General features: G+C 62.7%; 18 protein-coding genes and 1 riboswitch. Of the genes, 15 read left to right on the top strand and 3 right to left on the bottom strand.

What is annotated here, in order from left to right:
• Nucleotides 1-10: 10 nt before the first annotated feature.
• The 3 genes from cobW to FJ930_RS23430 form a co-directional block, all read right to left on the bottom strand.
• A complete protein-coding gene (cobW, locus tag FJ930_RS23440; RefSeq protein ID WP_140743105.1) occupies nucleotides 11-1,048 on the bottom strand; it encodes a cobalamin biosynthesis protein CobW in 1,038 nt (345 codons plus the stop codon).
• 2 nt (nucleotides 1,049-1,050) lie between these two features.
• Nucleotides 1,051-1,479 (bottom strand): DUF1636 family protein, encoded by a 429-nt coding sequence (locus tag FJ930_RS23435; protein WP_140743103.1) that lies wholly within the window; start codon nucleotides 1,477-1,479, stop codon nucleotides 1,051-1,053.
• Between the two features lie 38 nt (nucleotides 1,480-1,517).
• Nucleotides 1,518-1,723, bottom strand: a riboswitch (cobalamin riboswitch).
• A gap of 29 nt (nucleotides 1,724-1,752) precedes the next feature.
• On the bottom strand, nucleotides 1,753-2,952 hold the full coding sequence (locus FJ930_RS23430) for a winged helix-turn-helix domain-containing protein (RefSeq protein ID WP_140743101.1): 1,200 nt from the start codon (nucleotides 2,950-2,952) through the stop codon (nucleotides 1,753-1,755).
• A gap of 334 nt (nucleotides 2,953-3,286) precedes the next feature.
• On the opposite strand from FJ930_RS23430, the gene FJ930_RS23425 reads away from it, so the two are divergent.
• The 15 genes from FJ930_RS23425 (at nucleotide 3,287) to FJ930_RS23355 (ending at nucleotide 18,424) form a co-directional block, all read left to right on the top strand.
• Nucleotides 3,287-3,652 (top strand): NADH-quinone oxidoreductase subunit A, encoded by a 366-nt coding sequence (locus FJ930_RS23425; protein ID WP_010910112.1) that lies wholly within the window; start codon nucleotides 3,287-3,289, stop codon nucleotides 3,650-3,652.
• Nucleotides 3,643-4,224: an NADH-quinone oxidoreductase subunit B gene (locus FJ930_RS23420; protein ID WP_015317338.1), complete on the top strand. Its 582-nt coding sequence runs from the start codon at nucleotides 3,643-3,645 to the stop codon at nucleotides 4,222-4,224. The genes FJ930_RS23425 and FJ930_RS23420 overlap by 10 nt, the downstream gene beginning before the upstream one ends.
• 4 nt (nucleotides 4,225-4,228) lie before the next feature.
• Nucleotides 4,229-4,831: an NADH-quinone oxidoreductase subunit C gene (locus FJ930_RS23415; RefSeq protein WP_140743099.1), complete on the top strand. Its 603-nt coding sequence runs from the start codon at nucleotides 4,229-4,231 to the stop codon at nucleotides 4,829-4,831.
• Between the two features lie 33 nt (nucleotides 4,832-4,864).
• Nucleotides 4,865-5,242, top strand: a complete 378-nt coding sequence (locus FJ930_RS23410) for a four helix bundle protein (protein WP_140743097.1) — start codon at nucleotides 4,865-4,867, stop codon at nucleotides 5,240-5,242.
• A gap of 66 nt (nucleotides 5,243-5,308) precedes the next feature.
• Entirely contained in the window at nucleotides 5,309-6,499 is a 1,191-nt protein-coding gene (locus FJ930_RS23405; protein WP_140743095.1) for an NADH-quinone oxidoreductase subunit D, read from the top strand.
• Entirely contained in the window at nucleotides 6,500-7,801 is a 1,302-nt protein-coding gene (locus FJ930_RS23400) for an NADH-quinone oxidoreductase subunit E (protein WP_141840289.1), read from the top strand.
• A 10-nt stretch (nucleotides 7,802-7,811) separates the two neighbouring features.
• Nucleotides 7,812-9,116 carry an NADH-quinone oxidoreductase subunit NuoF gene (gene nuoF / locus FJ930_RS23395; RefSeq protein ID WP_141840288.1) on the top strand — a complete coding sequence of 435 codons (1,305 nt, stop codon included), beginning with the start codon at nucleotides 7,812-7,814 and terminating at the stop codon, nucleotides 9,114-9,116.
• A 63-nt stretch (nucleotides 9,117-9,179) separates the two neighbouring features.
• Nucleotides 9,180-9,875, top strand: a complete 696-nt coding sequence (locus FJ930_RS23390) for an NADH-ubiquinone dehydrogenase (RefSeq protein ID WP_141840287.1) — start codon at nucleotides 9,180-9,182, stop codon at nucleotides 9,873-9,875.
• 73 nt (nucleotides 9,876-9,948) lie between these two features.
• Nucleotides 9,949-12,030 (top strand): NADH-quinone oxidoreductase subunit NuoG, encoded by a 2,082-nt coding sequence (nuoG, locus tag FJ930_RS23385; protein WP_141840286.1) that lies wholly within the window; start codon nucleotides 9,949-9,951, stop codon nucleotides 12,028-12,030.
• A gap of 2 nt (nucleotides 12,031-12,032) precedes the next feature.
• Complete coding sequence (gene nuoH / locus FJ930_RS23380; protein ID WP_141840285.1) at nucleotides 12,033-13,076, top strand: NADH-quinone oxidoreductase subunit NuoH; 1,044 nt, start codon at nucleotides 12,033-12,035, stop codon at nucleotides 13,074-13,076.
• A 205-nt stretch (nucleotides 13,077-13,281) separates the two neighbouring features.
• Nucleotides 13,282-13,773 (top strand): NADH-quinone oxidoreductase subunit NuoI, encoded by a 492-nt coding sequence (gene nuoI, locus FJ930_RS23375; RefSeq protein ID WP_140610478.1) that lies wholly within the window; start codon nucleotides 13,282-13,284, stop codon nucleotides 13,771-13,773.
• A gap of 231 nt (nucleotides 13,774-14,004) precedes the next feature.
• Nucleotides 14,005-14,625 carry an NADH-quinone oxidoreductase subunit J gene (locus tag FJ930_RS23370; protein WP_140743083.1) on the top strand — a complete coding sequence of 207 codons (621 nt, stop codon included), beginning with the start codon at nucleotides 14,005-14,007 and terminating at the stop codon, nucleotides 14,623-14,625.
• 1 nt (nucleotide 14,626) lies between these two features.
• The gene (gene nuoK, locus FJ930_RS23365; protein WP_019858930.1) at nucleotides 14,627-14,935 is read left to right on the top strand and encodes an NADH-quinone oxidoreductase subunit NuoK; all 309 of its coding nucleotides are present in this window, start codon (nucleotides 14,627-14,629) and stop codon (nucleotides 14,933-14,935) included.
• A gap of 10 nt (nucleotides 14,936-14,945) precedes the next feature.
• On the top strand, nucleotides 14,946-16,919 hold the full coding sequence (nuoL, locus tag FJ930_RS23360; protein WP_141840284.1) for an NADH-quinone oxidoreductase subunit L: 1,974 nt from the start codon (nucleotides 14,946-14,948) through the stop codon (nucleotides 16,917-16,919).
• Nucleotides 16,919-18,424, top strand: coding sequence for an NADH-quinone oxidoreductase subunit M (locus FJ930_RS23355; RefSeq protein ID WP_140743079.1), 1,506 nt, complete (start codon nucleotides 16,919-16,921; stop codon nucleotides 18,422-18,424). Before nuoL ends, FJ930_RS23355 begins: the two co-directional genes overlap by 1 nt.
• Nucleotides 18,425-18,432 lie beyond the last annotated feature (8 nt).

Here is an 18,432-nt window from a genome sequence, read left to right as displayed (position 1 = left end):
TGCCTGAAAATCAGCCGGCGAGTATACGCTCGATCGCAGGGCGGTTCAGCCCCTTGAGGCCGATGACGACGAGACGCGAGCGGCGGTCGTCCTCGGCGGTCCAGGCGCGGTCATAGTAATGGTTGACGCGCGGGCCGACGGCCTGCAGCAAAAGCCGCATCGGCTTGCCGCCGACCTCTACGAAGCCTTTCACGCGCAGCACGTTTTCCTGTTCGGCGGCGGCAGCGACGCGTTTTGCCAGTTCGTCCGGATTGGCGATCGAGGGGATGTCGACAATGAAGGTGTCGAAGTCGTCATGCTCGTGGTCGAATGCGCCGTCGTGATGGGACTTGCGGTTCTCGATGTCGTCCTCTACGGCGAGGCCGAGCCCGAGCAGTACGGAGGGATCGACCTTGCCGTGGGACGTCGGCACGATCTTGACGGCCCGGGCGGAGTGTTCGTTGACGATGGCGTTGGCGCGGGCCGAACCGGCGGCGTCCATCAGGTCACTCTTCGACAGGATGATCAGGTCGGCGCAGGCGATCTGGTCCTCGAACACTTCCTCGACCGGGTCGTCATGGTCGAGGCTGTCATCCCCGGCGCGTTGGGCCTGCAGGGCGTCCATGTCGTTGGCGACGCGGCCTTCGGCCAGTGCGGGGCCGTCGACCACGGCGATCACGCCGTCGACGGTCACGCGGCTCTTCACCGTCGGCCACTGGAAGGCCTGGACCAGCGGCTTCGGCAAAGCGAGGCCGGAGGTTTCGATCAGGATATGGTCGACCCTCGGCGTCAGTGACAGGATCTGGTCGAGTGCCGGTACGAAATCGTCGGCCACGGTGCAACAGATGCAGCCATTGGCCAGTTCGACGATGTTTTCCTCCGGGCAAGTGTCGATGCCGCAGCCCTTGAGGATCTCGCCGTCAATGCCGATGTCGCCGAACTCGTTGACGATAATCGCGATGCGCTTGCCGCCGGCGTTTTCCAGGAGATGGCGGACCAGTGTCGTCTTGCCGGCACCGAGAAAGCCGGTGACGACGGTGCAGGGAACGCGGGAGACGGAAGCGGTCATGGTCAGTCTTTCAGCAGGTCTAGGGGAGGGATGCGGGCAACGAGGCCGCGCTTCAGGGAATCAGGGCGGCCGCGCCAAGGGATGAGGCCGTCGCTCGAGGTGGCGAAGAGTCTGGCGCCGGTAACGAGGTCGGCGCCGCTGCTCGTGGTCAGGTCGCCGAAGACATAGCTCCAGCAGCCGTCGCGCAGGATCGCGGCGCTGAGCCGGCGTTTGCAATTGCCGAGACATTCGACCGTGCGGACGCGGACGTTCTCGGATGCTGCCGCGCGGCGCGTGTCCTGCGCCAGCGATTCGCCGGCGCGGGGATGGGCGTCGGAGCCGGTTTCGTCGCGGCAGGACGCGCAGACGATGACGGTGACGTCGGACAAGGCGTCGCCATTGGCGGAAGATATATCCGCTGCACCAGCCGAAAAACTGCCGTTATGGTCCAAAAACCGGGCTCCTTGCCCGGAAACCCGCCGGGCGATCGGATTCTTCTGTCGCAGACGGCAGGTCTCCTGGCTCGCGGGTCATCGCCTTGGTTAGCCGCCTTCCCGGGAACTCCCAGTGGCTTTCGGCCTTGGCTCTTCGCTTACAGTTGCGGGGACAGCCGCGGATTTGAGACCGAAATCCCGCACCGCATTCCCTCTTAGCCCCAGCCGTTGCGGGCAGGGGACCGTCTGGACGGGATTTAGGCTTTTGCAGGCAGCGGTGTCAACGCGCGGCTACGACATGGCGATGTCGGCCAGCGCCGGGCCTAGATCGCCGGCAGGCGTCACTTCCATTCGTTCAAGCTCGAGCCAGCCTTGCATCTGTTTCAATTCGTCGAAGAGCTGGGCGGCTGTTTCAGGCGGCGCTCCGGGCTCGGCGTAGGCCGCGTGGACGCGCAGCACGCTTGCCGGCCGGTCGGCTCTCAGGTCGACGCGAGCGACGATCCTGTCGCCAAGCAGGAAGGGCAGGACATAGTAGCCGTACTGGCGTTTTTCGGCAGGGGTGTAGATTTCGATGCGGTAATGGAAATCGAATAGCCGCTCGGTGCGCGAGCGTTCGAAGACGACGGGGTCGAAAGGCGCCAGCAAGGCGCGCGCTTCGATCTTGCGGGGCAAACGGGCGTCCTTATAGAGGTAAGCCGGCTTGTTCCAGCCCTCGACACGCACCGGCAGCAACTCGCCCAACTCGGCCAGTTCCTCCAGCCGGCCTTTCATGTCGGCGGGCGACAGACGGAAATAGTCGCGCAGGTCCCCGGCTGTAGCCACCCCATGGGCGCGGGCTGAAATGCGCAGCAATTCGCGATGCGCGTCCTCGGCAGCGGGCACCGGCAAATCGAGGATCGCCTGCGGCAGCACGCGTTCGGGCAGGTCATAGAAGCGCTCGAAGCCGCGGCGGTGCGCGGTGGTGATGCGGCCGGCCCAGAACAGCCATTCGAAGGCATGCTTGGCATGGCTCCAGCCCCACCAGCCGCCGGAACCTTTCTGGCCTTCAAGCGCCGAGGCGGCGATCGGGCCGCGATCGGCGACTTCCCGATAGATCTCTTCGATGTAGGCGGCGTGCTCGCGGCCCCATTTGGCGAGGCCCAGATACATTTCGTCGCCTTGCTCGGCGCGCTGCATGCGCCAGCGCATCAAGGGGTATGTCTCGACCGGCAGGAACGAGGCTTCATGCGCCCAGTATTCGAACACCATGCGCTTGCGCGTCACGGCGGCATTGTCGAGGAGCGCGAGCGGGTAGGGGCCAAGCCGCGAATAGAGCGGCATATAGTGCGCGCGCACCACCGCGCTGACGGAATCGATCTGCAGCAGGCCGGTGCGGGAAAGAACCCGGGCGAAGTGGCGGCGGTCTGGCGTGCCATTCGGGCGAGGATCGAGAAACCCCTGGGCGGCGAGTGCAACGCGCCGAGCGGCGGCAAGCGAGATCTTTTCCTTCATGCAGGTGTCACTCAGAGGGCGATTTATGGCGGTTCAGACCGGTGATTCCAGCCCATGCTAGCAGGGTTTTGGCGGCAACCATGTCAGGAGATAAAAGTGGAGTAGAACGCGAAGGAAATCAAACAGGAGCGCATCGGACCAGTTTCTCCTGTAATGCCGTCCAGGTCGGCGTTTTGAACAAGGTTTGACTTGCTTCGCTGGAAGTGCTGCGCTAACCCTCGCCGCGTTGCAGCATGGGCCCCTCTAAAACGGTTCAGCGGTTAAACTGTCACGCTTCCGCATTAAGGTCCGGTGCTGTAACAAAAGTGGATTGGCGCCAACGGAAAGCCGCTGCATGAACGCACTTCTCAGTTCGTACCTGCCCATCGTCCTGTTCATCGGCGTGGCATTGGTCGTCGGCCTGGCGCTGCTGGCCGCACCGTTCCTGGTGGCCTACCGCAACCCCGATCCTGAAAAGCTTTCCGCCTACGAGTGCGGTTTCAACTCGTTCGACGACGCCCGCATGAAATTCGACATCCGTTTCTACCTGGTGTCGATCCTGTTCATCATCTTCGACCTGGAAGTGGCCTTCCTGTTTCCCTGGGCGGTGTCGTTCTCGAAGATCGGCATGCTCGGCTTCTGGTCGATGATGGTGTTTTTGGCAGTGCTGACCATCGGCTTTGCCTATGAATGGAAAAAAGGAGCGCTGGAATGGGATTGAACGACAGTTCAGGCACCCTCGTCGCGCCGAAGCCCAAGGGCATCATCGATCCCAACACCGGCAGGCCGGTGGGAGAGGACGATCCCTTTTTCCTCGAAATCAACAATGAGCTCGCCGACAAGGGTTTTCTGGTCACCTCGACAGAGGCGCTGATCACCTGGGCGCGTAGCGGCTCGCTGATGTTCATGACCTTCGGCCTCGCCTGCTGCGCGGTCGAGATGATCCACACCTCAATGCCGCGCTATGACTCGGAGCGGTTCGGCGTGGCGCCGCGCGCGTCTCCGCGCCAGTCCGACATCATGATCGTCGCCGGCACGCTGACCAACAAGATGGCGCCGGCGCTGCGCAAGGTCTACGACCAGATGCCGGAGCCGCGCTACGTCATCTCGATGGGCTCGTGCGCCAATGGCGGCGGCTATTATCACTATTCCTATTCGGTGGTGCGTGGCTGCGACCGCGTCGTGCCGGTCGACATCTATGTGCCCGGCTGCCCGCCGAGCGCCGAAGCACTGCTCTACGGCATTCTTCTCCTGCAGAAGAAAATCCGCCGCACCGGCACGATCGAACGGTAAATCCATGGCCGCATCACTGAGCGAACTGTCGAGCTATCTCGGCGAGAAACTGAGCGGACGGATCTCGGACGCGGTGTTCGCCTATGGCGAACTCACCATCCATGTCGAACCTCGCGACCTGGTCGACGTGATGACTTTCCTGCGTGACGATGCGCGCTGCCAGTTCATCTCGATCATCGATGTCTGTGGCGCCGACTATCCGTCGCGAGCCAAACGCTTCGACGTCGTCTACCATCTGCTGTCGCCGAAACAGAATGTGCGCATCCGCGTCAAGGTGCAGGCCGACGAGGAGACGATGGTGCCGTCGATCACCGGCGTCTATCCCGGCGCCGACTGGTTCGAGCGCGAGACCTACGATCTCTATGGCGTGCTGTTCTCGGGCCATCCGGACCTGCGCCGCCTGCTGACCGACTATGGTTTCGAAGGCCATCCGCTGCGCAAGGATTTCCCGCTGACCGGCTTTGTCGAGGTTCGCTACGACGACGAGGCCAAGCGCGTCATCTACGAGCCGGTCGAGCTCAAGCAAGAATTCCGCAATTTCGATTTTTTGTCCCCTTGGGAAGGCACCGATTATGTGCTGCCCGGGGACGAAAAAGCGAAGCAGTGAGTAGGGAAGTAGTCAGTAGTCGGTGGGGAAGAATTGGAGCAACGGATCGAATCTTATCGCGACTTGAAGGTGTGGCAATCGGCGATGGCACTCGCAGAAGACTGTTATCGCTTCACCAGAGAGTTTCCGAAGGAGGAGATCTACGGCATGACCTCGCAGATGCGCCGATCGGCGGTTTCGATCGCGGCCAACATCGCAGAGGGCTACGGTCGGGAAAACAGAGGTTCGTTCGTTCAATTTTTGCGCATGGCGCAGGGTTCGTTGAAGGAACTGGAAACGCACATATTGCTGGCAGGCCGGGTTGGCTTGTTAGAAAAAGACAACGAGATTGAACTGCTGCTGCGATGCGAAGAGATTGGAAAGATGACGAGATCTCTCATTCGCACAGTGCAGGCCAAGCAGGCGGAATGAAGTAGGCATTGAGATTGATGGTCACTACTCACTACTCACTACTGACTCGTCGCCAGAGGCGCCAGAATGGCTGAAACCTCCGTCCGCAATTTCAACATCAACTTCGGCCCGCAGCACCCGGCCGCACACGGCGTTTTGCGCCTCGTGCTGGAGCTTGACGGGGAAGTGGTCGATCGCGTCGATCCGCATATCGGGTTGCTGCACCGCGGCACCGAGAAGCTGATCGAGGCCAAGACCTACCTGCAGGCGGTGCCCTATCTCGACCGGCTGGATTATTGCGCGCCGATGAACCAGGAGCATGCCTTCGCGCTTGCCGCCGAGCGCCTGCTCGGCATCGACGTGCCGAAGCGTGGCCAGCTGATCCGCGTGCTCTATTGCGAAATCGGCCGCATCATGTCGCACATCCTCAATGTGACGACGCAGGCGATGGACGTCGGCGCTCTGACGCCGCCGCTGTGGGGTTTCGTCGAGCGTGAAAAGCTGATGGTATTCTATGAGCGGGCTTCCGGCTCGCGGATGCATGCGGCCTATTTCCGTCCCGGCGGCGTCCATCAGGACCTGCCGCAGAAGCTGGTCGAGGATATCGGCAAGTGGATCGATCCGTTCCTGAAGTCGATCGACGACCTTGATGCACTGCTCACCGGCAACCGCATCTTCAAGCAGCGCAATGTCGATATCGGTACGGTTTCGCTGGCCGACGCCTGGGCCTGGGGCTTTTCGGGCGTGATGGTGCGCGGTTCGGGCGCGGCGTGGGATCTGCGCAAATCGCAGCCCTACGAATGCTATTCGGAAATGGATTTCGACATTCCGATCGGCAAGAACGGCGACTGTTTCGACCGCTATCTCGTGCGCATGGAAGAGATGCGCCAGTCGGCCCGGATCATGCGCCAGTGCGTCGATCTGCTGCTCGGCAAGGAAAGCGCCGGTCCGGTGTCGAACCTCGACGGCAAGGTGGTGCCGCCGAAGCGCGCGGCGATGAAGCGCTCGATGGAAGCGCTGATCCATCACTTCAAACTCTATACCGAGGGTTACCGCGTGCCGGCCGGCGAGGTCTACGCGGCCGTCGAGGCGCCGAAGGGCGAGTTCGGTGTCTATCTGGTTTCCGACGGCACCAACAAGCCCTACCGCTGCAAGCTGCGCGCCCCCGGCTTCGCGCATCTTCAGGCCATGGATTTCCTGTGCCGCGGCCACATGCTGGCCGACGTCACCGCCGTCCTCGGCTCCCTCGACATCGTGTTTGGTGAGGTCGATCGCTAAATGTCAGTCCGCCGTCTCGCAGAAGCCAGCGTCCAGCCAGCCTCCTTCGCCTTCAACAGGGCGAACGCGGCAGCGGCGAAGCAATGGATCAAGAAGTATCCGAAGGGCCGCGAGCAGTCGGCGATCATCCCGCTTCTGATGCTGGCGCAGGAACAGGAAGGCTGGGTCACCAAGGCGGCGATCGAGAGCATCTGCGACATGCTTGAAATGCCCCGTATCCGCGGGCTAGAGGTCGCGACCTTCTACACGCAGTACCAGCTTAGTCCAGTCGGCACGCGCGCGCATATCCAGGTCTGCGGCACCACACCTTGCATGCTGCGCGGTTCGGAAGCGCTGATGGATGTGTGCCGCTCGAAAATCCACCACGACCAGTTCCACACCAACGACAAGGGTACGCTTTCGTGGGAGGAGGTCGAGTGCCTTGGCGCCTGCGTCAACGCGCCAATGGTCATGATCTTCAAGGATACGTTCGAGGACCTGACGCCCGAACGGCTGGCCGAGATCATCGATCTCTATGATGCGGGCAAGGGGGCTTCGGTGCCGCCGGGACCGCAGAACGGCCGCACAGGCTCGGAACCGGCCTCGGGCCTGACGACGCTGACAAGCGAGAAAGCGATCCTGAAATCGACCCGGGACAGGGACGCCAGGGCGGCGGCGAAAGCAGCCAAGGCTGCGGCCGTTCCGGCGAGCGCGCCTGCGGCCGTTGTCTCGCAGCCGCCTGCTGCTCCGGCACCGACGGCTCCGGTCGGGCCATCGAAGTCCAGCAAGCCGAAGACCGATGCGCTGGAAACGAGCCCGGCGATGACGACACCGTCGCCGGTCAAGGTCGCGCTGGCCGAGGAGAAGGCGGCAAGCGTCAGACCGCCGCGCCACTCCGCCGCTAACGCCAATCAAGCTGCCCCGGAAGTCGAGGCGGTTTCGAAGCCGCGCAGCGGGCCGAAGCCCAAGTCCGAACCGGCCGGCGCTTTCAAGTCGCCGGAAGCCAAGCAGCCTGCCGCCAAGACGGCAAAGCCCTCGCTCGAAGACAAGAACCGTCCGGCCGGAATCGAGCGCCCGGCTTCGGTCGACGATCTCAAGCTGATCTCGGGCGTCGGGCCGAAGATCGAGGGCATCCTGCATTCGCTGGGCATCTACACCTTCGCGCAGGTCGCTTCGTGGCAGAAGGCCGAGCGCGAGTGGGTGGACGGCTATCTCTCCTTCCAGGGCCGCATCGACCGGGACGACTGGGTCAAGCAGGCCAAGGCGCTCGCCAAGGGCGGCATCGCCGAATACATCCGCGTCTTCGGCAAGAAGCCGGTCTGAGGAACGAACAATGCTTCAGGACAAAGATCGCATCTTCACAAACATCTATGGCCTCTTCGACAGGTCGCTGGCTGGTGCGATGGCGCGCGGCGCCTGGGACAACACCCCCGGCATTGTCGCCAAGGGGCGCGACTGGATCGTCAACGAGATGAAGGCGTCGGGCCTGCGCGGCCGTGGCGGCGCCGGTTTCCCGACGGGCCTCAAATGGTCGTTCATGCCCAAGCAGAGCGACGGCCGTCCGAGCTATCTGGTCATTAATGCCGACGAATCAGAGCCCGGCACCTGCAAGGACCGCGACATCCTGCGCAATGACCCGCACACGCTGGTCGAGGGCGCGTTGCTCGCCGGCTTCGCCATGGGCGCGATAGCCGCCTACATCTATGTGCGCGGCGAGTTCATCCGCGAGCGCGAGGCGCTGCAGCGCGCCATCGACGAGGCCTATGAAGCCAAGCTGATCGGCAAGGGCAACACGTCCGGCTATGATTTCGACGTCTATATGCATCACGGCGCCGGCGCCTATATCTGCGGCGAGGAAACGGCGCTTCTGGAAAGCCTCGAAGGCAAGAAGGGCCAGCCCAGGCTGAAGCCGCCATTCCCGGCCAATGTCGGCCTCTATGGCTGCCCGACCACCGTCAACAATGTCGAATCGATCGCTGTGGCGCCGACCATCCTGCGCCGGGGCGCGGCATGGTTTTCGTCCTTCGGCCGGCCGAACAATGTCGGCACCAAGCTGTTCTGCGTCTCCGGCCACGTCAACAATCCGTGCACCGTCGAAGAGGCGATGTCGATCCCGTTCCGTGAACTGATCGAGACGCATTGCGGCGGTATTCGCGGCGGCTGGGACAATCTGCTTGCCGTCATTCCGGGCGGCGCCTCGGTGCCGCTGGTGCCGGCCGAGCAGATCATCGACACGCCGATGGATTTCGACGCGCTGCGCGATCTCAAATCTGGCCTTGGCACGGCGGCCGTCATCGTCATGGACAAGTCGACCGATATCGTGAAGGCGATCGCGCGGCTGTCCTACTTCTACAAGCATGAGAGCTGCGGCCAGTGCACGCCATGCCGCGAAGGCACCGGCTGGATGTGGCGGGTGATGGAGCGCCTGGTGCGCGGCGAGGCGCACAAGCGCGAGATCGACATGCTGCTGGATGTCACCAAGCAGGTCGAGGGTCACACGATCTGCGCGCTGGGCGATGCGGCGGCGTGGCCGATCCAGGGTCTGATGCGGCATTTCCGCGGCGAGGTGGAGCGGCGCATCGACGAGTTTTCGCGCAACGCGCACCGGGCCGAACCGGTGATGGTGGCGGCGGAATAGAAGAATTTGCGACTGCGGGAATAACGGGGCGGGGCAAACGAAGAAACGACCAGGAGAATTTCTATGGCGCCGTATTCGACACCCTACTCATTGATGCCCAATTTGGACCAGCTCGAGAAAATGAACCAGGACCTGACCAGGATGATGCCGAAGGAGATGGCCAGCGCCGTCAACCTTCTCGCGCACCCTGTCGCGGGCGCGGCGGCGATGTCGGCGCTTGGCATCGGGTTCGCCAACCATGCGTTCGGCGTCTGGATGGGCGCGCTTTCGGGAGCCGCCGAGGCATCCCAGCGCCTTATGCAGCCGCTGATCGAGGATTTCGAGGCGCGCATCGAGCAATTCGAGGACGCGAACTCGTCGTCCACCAAGGCGCGCGTGACGGCGAAGAGCCTAATTGCCGAGGCGCAGTCCTTCGCGCAGGAAGTCACGGACATCGCCGCCAAGGAAGCCGCCACCACGGGGCCGGTGGCTGATGCCGGTCCGGCAGCGGGCGAGGCCGCCGATGTGCTGCTGCCGGAGGATTTCCGCCAGCCCAAGGCCATCGACAGACCGGCGAAGCCTTCGGATCTGAAGGCGATATCGGGTATTGGCCCGAAGTTGGAGAAGGTGCTGAACGGTCTCGGTATCTGGACGTTCGCCCAGATCGCCGCGTGGTCGCCGCAAGAGATCGCCTGGGTCGACGACTATCTGTCGTTCAAGGGCCGCATCGGCCGCGACGACTGGACTGCCCAGGCGGCGGCATTGGCCGCGAAGACGTGAATGAAATGTCGGGCGCTGCGTCTGTCGCGCCCGGGAAATGAGATTGCGGGAAATCCGCAGGGGTTTGAGACGAATGGCAAAGCTCAAGGTCGACGGGAAAGAAATTACTGTACCCGACCACTACACGCTGCTGCAGGCGGCCGAGGACGCGGGTGCGGAAGTGCCGCGCTTCTGCTTTCACGAGCGGCTGTCGATCGCCGGCAATTGCCGCATGTGCCTGATCGAGGTGAAGGGCGGGCCGCCCAAGCCGCAGGCTTCCTGCGCCATGGGCGTGCGCGACCTGCGCCCCGGTCCCAACGGCGAGCCGCCGGAAATCTTCACCAACACGCCGATGGTCAAGAAAGCCCGGGAAGGCGTGATGGAATTCCTGCTGATCAACCATCCGCTGGATTGCCCGATCTGCGACCAGGGCGGCGAGTGCGACCTGCAGGACCAGGCGATGGCCTTCGGCGTCGATTCCTCGCGCTATCACGAAAACAAGCGCGCGGTCGAAGACAAGTATATCGGGCCGCTGGTCAAGACGGTGATGAACCGCTGCATCCACTGCACGCGCTGTGTCCGCTTCACCACCGAAGTCGCCGGCATTTCCGAACTCGGCCTGATCGGCCGTGGCGAGGACGCCGAGATCACCACCTATCTCGAACAGGCGATGACCTCGGAGCTGCAGGGTAATGTCATTGACCTGTGCCCCGTGGGTGCGCTGACGTCCAAGCCGTTCGCCTTCCAGGCGCGGCCGTGGGAACTGACCAAGACCGAATCCATCGACGTGATGGACGCGGTCGGTTCGGCGATCCGCATCGATAGCCGTGGCCGCGAAGTGATGCGCATCCTGCCGCGCGTCAACGAGCAGGTGAACGAGGAGTGGATCTCCGACAAGACCCGCTTCATCTGGGACGGATTGCGCACGCAGCGCCTCGACCGGCCCTATGTGCGCAAGGACGGCAAGCTGGTTCCGGCAAGCTGGGCCGAAGCGTTCGCCGCGATCAAGGACGCGGTGTCGAAGACATCGCCCGACAAGATCGGCGCCATTGCTGGCGATCTCGCCGCGGTCGAGGAAATCTACGCGCTGAAGCTCTTGATGGCCTCGCTCGGTTCGAAGAATGTCGACTGCCTTCAGGACGGTGCCGCGCTCGATCCGGCGCTCGGACGCGCCAGCTACATCTTCAACCCGACCATAGAGGGTATCGAGCAGGCCGATGCGGTGCTGATCATTGGCGCCAATCCGCGCTTCGAAGCCTCGGTGCTCAACGCCCGCATCCGCAAGCGCTGGCGGATTGGCGATCTGCCGGTCGGCGTCATCGGCGAGATCGGCGACACGCGCTATGACTATGAACTGCTGGGCGCCGGGCCGGACTCGCTGAAGGATTTGGCCGACGGCAATGGCAAGTTCTTCCAGACGCTGAAGAAGGCGACGCATCCGCTGATCATCGTCGGCCAGGGCGCGTTGGCGCGCGCCGACGGCGCGGCCGTGCTCGGCCAGGCGGCAAGGCTTGCCGCTGCCGTCAACGCCGCCCGCGCTGACTGGAACGGCTTTGCCGTTCTGCACAACGCGGCCGGACGTGTCGGCGGCCTCGATCTCGGCTTCGTGCCGGGCGAGGGCGGCAAGAACGTCGCCGGCATGCTGGGTGAAACGGACGTGCTGTTCCTGCTCGGTGCCGACGAGATCGACATGGGCAAGACAGGCGGCGCCTTCGTCGTCTATATCGGCACCCATGGCGATGCCGGCGCGCACCGCGCCAATGTCATCCTGCCGGCGGCCGCCTACACGGAAAAGTCCGGCACCTACGTCAACACCGAAGGGCGCGTGCAGCAGACCAACCGCGCCGGCTTCGCGCCGGGCGATGCCCGCGAGGACTGGGCCATTTTGCGGGCGCTGTCGGATGTGCTGGGCAAGAAGCTGCCGTTCGATTCGCTGCCGCAACTGCGCCACAAGCTCTACGGCGAGTACCCGCATCTTGCCCGCATCGACCAGATCGCGGCCGGCAGCGCCGCGGATATCGCCAGCGCGGCGAAACTCGGCGGGCGGCTGAACAAGGGCACCTTCACCTCGCCGGTGAAGGATTTCTATTTGACCAACCCGATCGCGCGGGCATCGGCCGTGATGGCGGAATGCTCGGCACTGGCCAAGAGCGGCTTCAAGCAGGCGGCGGAATAAGCATGGACACTTTCTTCTCCTTCTACGTGCTGCCGGCGCTGCTGATCCTGTTGAAATCGGTCGTGCTGATCGTGGTGCTGCTGATCTTTGTCGCCTACATCCTCTATGCCGACCGCAAGATCTGGGCGGCGGTGCAGCTGCGCCGCGGTCCGAATGTGGTCGGCCCGTTCGGTACGCTGCAGGCCTTCGCCGACCTGCTGAAATTCGTCTTCAAGGAGCCGGTGATCCCGTCGGGTGCCAACAAGGGCGTCTTCCTTTTGGCGCCGCTTGTGTCGGCGGTGCTGGCGATCTCGGCCTGGGCGGTCATTCCGGTCGACCAGGGCTGGGCAATCGCCAATGTCAATGTCGGCATCCTCTATGTCTTCGCCATCTCCTCGCTCGAGGTCTATGGCGTTATCATGGGCGGCTGGGCCTCCAACTCGAAATATCCGTTCCTCGGCGCGCTGCGTTCGGCGGCGCAGATGGTGTCCTACGAAGTCTCGATCGGCTTCGTCATCGTCACCGTGCTGCTCACCGCCGGCTCGCTCAACCTCAGCGATATCGTGCTATCGCAGCAGGGTGGACTCGGCACGCGGCTTGGCCTGCCCAACACGTTCCTCGACTGGAACTGGCTGGCACTGTTCCCGATGTTCATCATCTTCTTCATCTCGGCCCTGGCCGAGACGAACCGGCCGCCTTTCGATCTGGTGGAAGCCGAATCGGAACTGGTCGCCGGCCACATGGTCGAATATTCGTCGACGCCGTTCCTGCTCTTCTTCCTCGGTGAATACGTCGCCATCGTGCTGATGTGCGCGCTGGCCACCATCCTGTTCCTTGGCGGCTGGTTGCCCCCCTTCAACTTCGCGCCCTTCACCTGGGTGCCGGGCGTCATCTGGTTCGTGCTGAAGGTCTGCTTCGTGTTCTTCGGCATTTCGATGGTGAAAGCATTCGTGCCGCGCTACCGCTACGACCAGTTGATGCGGCTTGGCTGGAAGGTGTTCCTGCCGATCTCGCTGTTCATGGTGGTCGCCACCGCCGCCTTCCTCAAGATCACGGGGTTTGCGTGATGAGTAATTTGTCTGTCGGCTTTTTGGGAGCAATTGTCGGCCTTCTTATCGCGTTGTTCGAGTATCTGGTTCTGCTGCCTCGTATTTTGAAGCAACTAAGCGCGGACGCTGTAAAGCCGATAGTATTTGTGTTTCGTGTCGTGACGCCCATCCTGTTTGGATGTGCGGGCTATTTCATTGCAATAAACCTGTATGGGAGTGGCCAATGAACGCGCTAGCTCAGGCCGCAAAATCGCTGCTGCTGCAGGATTTCGTCAGCGCCTTCTTCCTGTCGATGCGCCAGTTCTTCGCGCCGAAGGAGACGATCAACTATCCGCACGAGAAGGGGCCGGTGAGCCCGCGCTTCCGCGGCGAGCATGCGCTGCGCCGCTATCCCAACGGCGAGGAACGCTGCATCGCCTGTAAATTGTGCGAGGCGATCTGCCCGGCTCAGGCCATCACCATCGAGGCCGGTCCGCGCCGCAATGACGGCACGCGCCGCACGGTGCGCTACGACATCGACATGGTGAAGTGCATCTATTGCGGCTTCTGCCAGGAAGCCTGTCCGGTCGACGCCATTGTCGAGGGGCCGAATTTCGAATTCGCGACGGAAACGCGCGAAGAGCTCTACTACGACAAGGACAGGCTGTTGGCGAATGGCGACCGGTGGGAGCGCGAGCTGGCGCGCAACATCTCGCTGGACGCGCCCTATCGGTGATTGGCGTCCTTCTCCCCGTTTACGAGGAGAAGATGCCGGCAGGCAGATGAGGGGCGGCGCCAAGGTCGCCAATCTTTGCGTTGCCCCTCATCCGGCCCTTCGGGCCACCTTCTCCCCTTAAACGGGGAGAAGGAACAAGAAAGTGGACGGCGCAACGTCGCCCGTCTAAGGAACACGCGAATTCGGACCGGAGTCGGGACGGAGTCGGAATTAGGAACCTGGGGGAACCCCATGCTGAGTGGATTAGAGGCGGCCTTTTTCTACCTCTTCGCCTTTGTCGCGGTGGCATCGGCGTTCATGGTCATTTCGTCGCGCAACCCCGTGCATTCGGTGCTGTTCCTGATCCTGACCTTCTTCAACGCAGCCGGCCTCTTCATGCTGACCGGCGCCGAATTCCTGGCCATGATCCTGCTCGTCGTCTATGTCGGCGCGGTCATGGTGCTGTTCCTGTTCGTCGTCATGATGCTTGACGTCGACTTCGCCGAGATGAAGGAAGGCGCCCTGCAATACGCACCGATCGGTGCGCTGGTCGGGCTGATCCTGGCGGCGGAACTGATCGTGGTGCTGGGCGGCTATACATTCGCGCCGCAACTCGCCACGGCGGTCTCGAAGCCCATTCCGGATCTCGCCACCCGCTCGAACACGGCAGCGCTGGGCGACATCCTCTACACCGACTACCTCTACTACTTCCAGGTTTCGGGCCTCATCCTGCTGGTCGCCATGATCGGCGCCATCGTGCTGACGCTGCGCCACAAGGAAGGGATCAAGCGGCAGTCGATCGCAGCCCAGGTCGGCCGCACCGCGGCGACCGGCATGGAAATCCGCAAGGTCAAGTCGGGCGAAGGAGTCTGAGATGGTCGTCGGCATCGCACATTATCTGACCGTATCGGCGATCCTGTTCACGCTCGGCGTGTTCGGCATCTTCCTGAACCGCAAGAACGTCATCGTCATCCTGATGTCGGTCGAACTGATCCTGCTTGCGGTCAACATCAACTTCGTCGCCTTTTCGGCCGCACTTGGCGATCTGGTCGGCCAGGTGTTCGCGCTGTTCGTGCTGACGGTCGCGGCGGCCGAGGCTGCCATCGGACTTGCCATTCTCGTCGTCTTCTTCCGCAACCGCGGCTCGATCGCGGTCGAGGACGTGAACATGATGAAGGGTTGACGGGACTATCATGTATCAAGCGATCGTCTTCCTTCCGCTGCTCGGCTTCCTGATCGTCGGCCTGTTCGGCACGTCGCTCGGCGCCAAGGCGTCCGAATACATCACCTCGGGCTTCCTGGTGATATCAGCCGTTCTGTCGTGGGTCGCCTTCTTCACCGTTGGCTTCGGCCATGGCGAGGTGTTCACCGTGCCGGTGCTGCGCTGGATCCAGTCCGGCGGGCTGGAGGCGTCCTGGGCGCTCCGGATCGACACGCTCACGGTGGTGATGCTGGTGGTGGTCAACACCGTCTCGGCGCTGGTTCACATCTATTCGATCGGCTACATGCATCATGATCCTGACAGGCCGCGCTTCTTCGCCTATCTGTCGCTGTTCACCTTCGCCATGCTGATGCTCGTGACCGCCGACAACCTCGTGCAGATGTTCTTCGGCTGGGAAGGGGTGGGCCTCGCATCTTACCTGCTGATCGGCTTCTGGTACAAGAAGCCCTCGGCCAATGCCGCGGCCATCAAGGCCTTCGTCGTCAACCGCGTCGGCGATTTCGGCTTCGCGCTCGGTATCTTCGGCGTGTTCGTGCTGTTCGGCTCGGTCAATCTCGGCACCATCTTCGCCAATGCGGCGACATTCATTCCGGCTGAAGGCGCGTCACAGGGCGCAGCCGTGCTGACCTTCCTTGGCCATGCGCTGGACAAGCAGACGGCAATGACCGTCGTCTGCCTGCTGCTCTTCATGGGCGCCATGGGCAAGTCGGCGCAGGTGCCGCTTCACACCTGGCTGCCGGACGCCATGGAAGGCCCGACGCCGGTCTCCGCGCTTATCCATGCTGCCACCATGGTGACGGCCGGCGTGTTCATGCTGGCACGGCTTTCGCCGCTGTTCGAACTTTCGCATTCGGCGCTGACGGTGGTGACCTTCATCGGCGCCTTCACCGCTTTCTTCGCGGCGACCGTCGGTCTGGTGCAGAACGACATCAAACGCGTCATCGCCTATTCGACCTGCTCGCAGCTCGGCTACATGTTCGTGGCGCTCGGCGTCGGCGCCTATGGGGCTGCGATCTTCCATCTGTTCACGCATGCCTTCTTCAAGGCTTTGCTGTTCCTCGGCTCGGGCTCGGTCATCCATGCCGTCTCCGACGAGCAGGACATGCGCAAGATGGGCGGCCTGAGAGAGCTGATCCCGACCACCTACTGGATGATGGTGGTCGGCACGCTGGCGCTGACCGGCGTCGGCATTCCGGTGACCGTCATCGGCACCGCCGGCTTCTTCTCCAAGGACGCCATCGTCGAAGCGTCCTTCGCCGGCCATAATTCGGTCGCGGGCCTTGCCTTCGTGCTCCTGGTCATCGCCGCCTGCTTCACCTCCTTCTACTCCTGGCGGCTGATCTTCATGACCTTCCACGGCAAGCCGCGGGCAAGCCATGAGGTGATGCACCACGTCCATGAATCGCCGCCGGTCATGCTGGTGCCGCTGTTCATCCTGGCGGCTGGCGCGCTGTTCGCCGGCATCATCTTCCACGGCGCGTTCATCGGCGAGGGCTATGCCGAGTTCTGGAAGGCGTCGCTGTTCACGCTGCCGGACAACCACATCCTGCACGAGATCCACGAATTGCCGCTCTGGGTCGAACTGTCGCCCTTCATCGCCATGCTGATCGGCCTGGCGGTGGCGTGGAAGTTTTACATCCGCTCGCCAGAATTGCCCCCGAGCGTCGCCGCCAACCATCGCTTGCTCTACGGCTTCCTGCTCAACAAGTGGTATTTCGACGAGCTCTACGACTTCCTGTTCGTGCGGCCCGCCAAGCGTCTCGGCCATTTCCTGTGGAAGACCGGTGACGGGACCGTCATTGACGGCCTTGGTCCGGACGGCATTTCGGCGCGGGTCGTCGATGTCACCAACCGCGTCGTCAAGCTGCAGACCGGCTATCTCTACCACTATGCCTTCGCCATGCTGATCGGCGTTGCCGCACTCGTCACCTGGATGATGCTCTGATGACCGCCTGGCCAATCCTCTCGCTGGTCACCTTCCTGCCGCTGGTTGGTGTGCTGCTGATCCTGTTCATCAACGATGACAGCGAAAACGCACGCCGCAACATTCGCGCCATCGCGCTGTTGACCACGGCGTTCACATTCATCATCTCGCTGTTCATCTGGACCGGCTTCGACAATTCGCAAGCCGGCTTCCAGTTCGTCGAGAAGGCGGCCTGGCTCGACTCCGGAATCTCCTACCATATGGGCGTCGACGGCATTTCCATGCTGTTCGTCATCCTGACGACCTTCCTGATGCCGCTCTGCATCCTGGCGTCGTGGGACGCGATCGAGAAGCGCGTCAAGGCCTACATGATCGCCTTCCTGCTGCTGGAGACGCTGATGATCGGCGTGTTCTGCGCGCTGGATATCGTGCTGTTCTACGTCTTCTTCGAAGCCGGCCTGATCCCGATGTTCATCATCATCGGCGTATGGGGCGGCAAGCGGCGCGTCTATGCCTCGTTCAAGTTCTTCCTCTATACGCTCGCCGGCTCCGTGCTGATGCTGCTCGCCATCATGGCGATGTTCTACCAGTCCGGCACGACCGACATTCCGACGCTTCTGACGCATAGTTTCCCGGCCAACATGCAGACGTGGCTGTGGCTCGCCTTCTTCGCGTCCTTCGCGGTGAAGATGCCGATGTGGCCCGTGCACACCTGGTTGCCGGACGCGCACGTCGAGGCGCCGACGGCCGGCTCGGTAATCCTGGCCGCCATCCTCTTGAAGATGGGCGGGTACGGCTTCCTGCGTTTCTCGCTGCCGATGTTCCCGCTGGCGTCCGAAATGTTCGCGCCGCTGGTGTTCACGCTGTCCGTCGTTGCCATCATCTACACGTCGCTGGTGGCGTTGATGCAGGAGGACATGAAGAAGCTGATCGCCTATTCGTCGGTCGCCCATATGGGCTTCGTCACCATGGGCATCTTCGCGCTGAACCAGGAAGGCGTGCAGGGCGCGATCTTCCAGATGCTCAGCCACGGCCTCGTCTCGGGCGCCCTGTTCCTGTGCGTCGGCGTCATCTATGACCGCATGCACACGCGTGAGATCGCCGCCTATGGCGGGCTGGTCAACAACATGCCCAAATACGCCACCGTGTTCATGGTCTTTACCATGGCCAACGTGGGGCTGCCCGGCACCAGCGGCTTCGTCGGCGAGTTCCTGACCATGCTCGGCGTGTTCCGCGTCAACACCTGGGTGGCGTTCTTCGCCGCCACGGGCGTCATCCTGTCGGCGGCTTACGCGCTCTGGCTTTACCGCAGGGTGATCTTCGGCGCGCTGACCAAGGACAGCCTGAAGGGGCTGCTCGATCTGTCGGCGCGCGAAAAGGCCATCATCTACCCGCTGGTCGTGCTGGTCATTTTCTTCGGCGTCTATCCCGCTCCCGTCTTCGACGCGACGGCCCAATCGGTCAAGTCGCTCGTCACCAATGTCACCGCATCCATCGGCGCCGCGCAGACCGCGGCGGCGAATTAACCCAAGGG

This window comes from Mesorhizobium sp. B2-4-15 (genome assembly GCF_006658505.1).
GTDB lineage: Bacteria > Pseudomonadota > Alphaproteobacteria > Rhizobiales > Rhizobiaceae > Mesorhizobium.
Note: the sequence above shows the minus strand (reverse complement) of the source record. Positions and strands in the feature narration are given on the sequence as shown.

Bases quoted from the DNA above. Each gene is read 5' to 3' on its own strand.
- cobW (WP_140743105.1), bottom strand. From the start codon at position 1,048: ATGACCGCTTCCGTCTCCCGCGTTCCCTGCACCGTCGTCACCGGCTTT.
- FJ930_RS23430 (WP_140743101.1), bottom strand. From the start codon at position 2,952: ATGAAGGAAAAGATCTCGCTTGCCGCCGCTCGGCGCGTTGCACTCGCC.
- FJ930_RS23425 (WP_010910112.1), top strand. From the start codon at position 3,287: ATGAACGCACTTCTCAGTTCGTACCTGCCCATCGTCCTGTTCATCGGC.
- FJ930_RS23420 (WP_015317338.1), top strand. From the start codon at position 3,643: ATGGGATTGAACGACAGTTCAGGCACCCTCGTCGCGCCGAAGCCCAAG.
- FJ930_RS23415 (WP_140743099.1), top strand. From the start codon at position 4,229: ATGGCCGCATCACTGAGCGAACTGTCGAGCTATCTCGGCGAGAAACTG.
- FJ930_RS23405 (WP_140743095.1), top strand. From the start codon at position 5,309: ATGGCTGAAACCTCCGTCCGCAATTTCAACATCAACTTCGGCCCGCAG.
- FJ930_RS23400 (WP_141840289.1), top strand. From the start codon at position 6,500: ATGTCAGTCCGCCGTCTCGCAGAAGCCAGCGTCCAGCCAGCCTCCTTC.
- nuoF (WP_141840288.1), top strand. From the start codon at position 7,812: ATGCTTCAGGACAAAGATCGCATCTTCACAAACATCTATGGCCTCTTC.
- FJ930_RS23390 (WP_141840287.1), top strand. From the start codon at position 9,180: ATGGCGCCGTATTCGACACCCTACTCATTGATGCCCAATTTGGACCAG.
- nuoG (WP_141840286.1), top strand. From the start codon at position 9,949: ATGGCAAAGCTCAAGGTCGACGGGAAAGAAATTACTGTACCCGACCAC.
- nuoH (WP_141840285.1), top strand. From the start codon at position 12,033: ATGGACACTTTCTTCTCCTTCTACGTGCTGCCGGCGCTGCTGATCCTG.
- nuoI (WP_140610478.1), top strand. From the start codon at position 13,282: ATGAACGCGCTAGCTCAGGCCGCAAAATCGCTGCTGCTGCAGGATTTC.
- FJ930_RS23370 (WP_140743083.1), top strand. From the start codon at position 14,005: ATGCTGAGTGGATTAGAGGCGGCCTTTTTCTACCTCTTCGCCTTTGTC.
- nuoK (WP_019858930.1), top strand. From the start codon at position 14,627: ATGGTCGTCGGCATCGCACATTATCTGACCGTATCGGCGATCCTGTTC.
- nuoL (WP_141840284.1), top strand. From the start codon at position 14,946: ATGTATCAAGCGATCGTCTTCCTTCCGCTGCTCGGCTTCCTGATCGTC.
- FJ930_RS23355 (WP_140743079.1), top strand. From the start codon at position 16,919: ATGACCGCCTGGCCAATCCTCTCGCTGGTCACCTTCCTGCCGCTGGTT.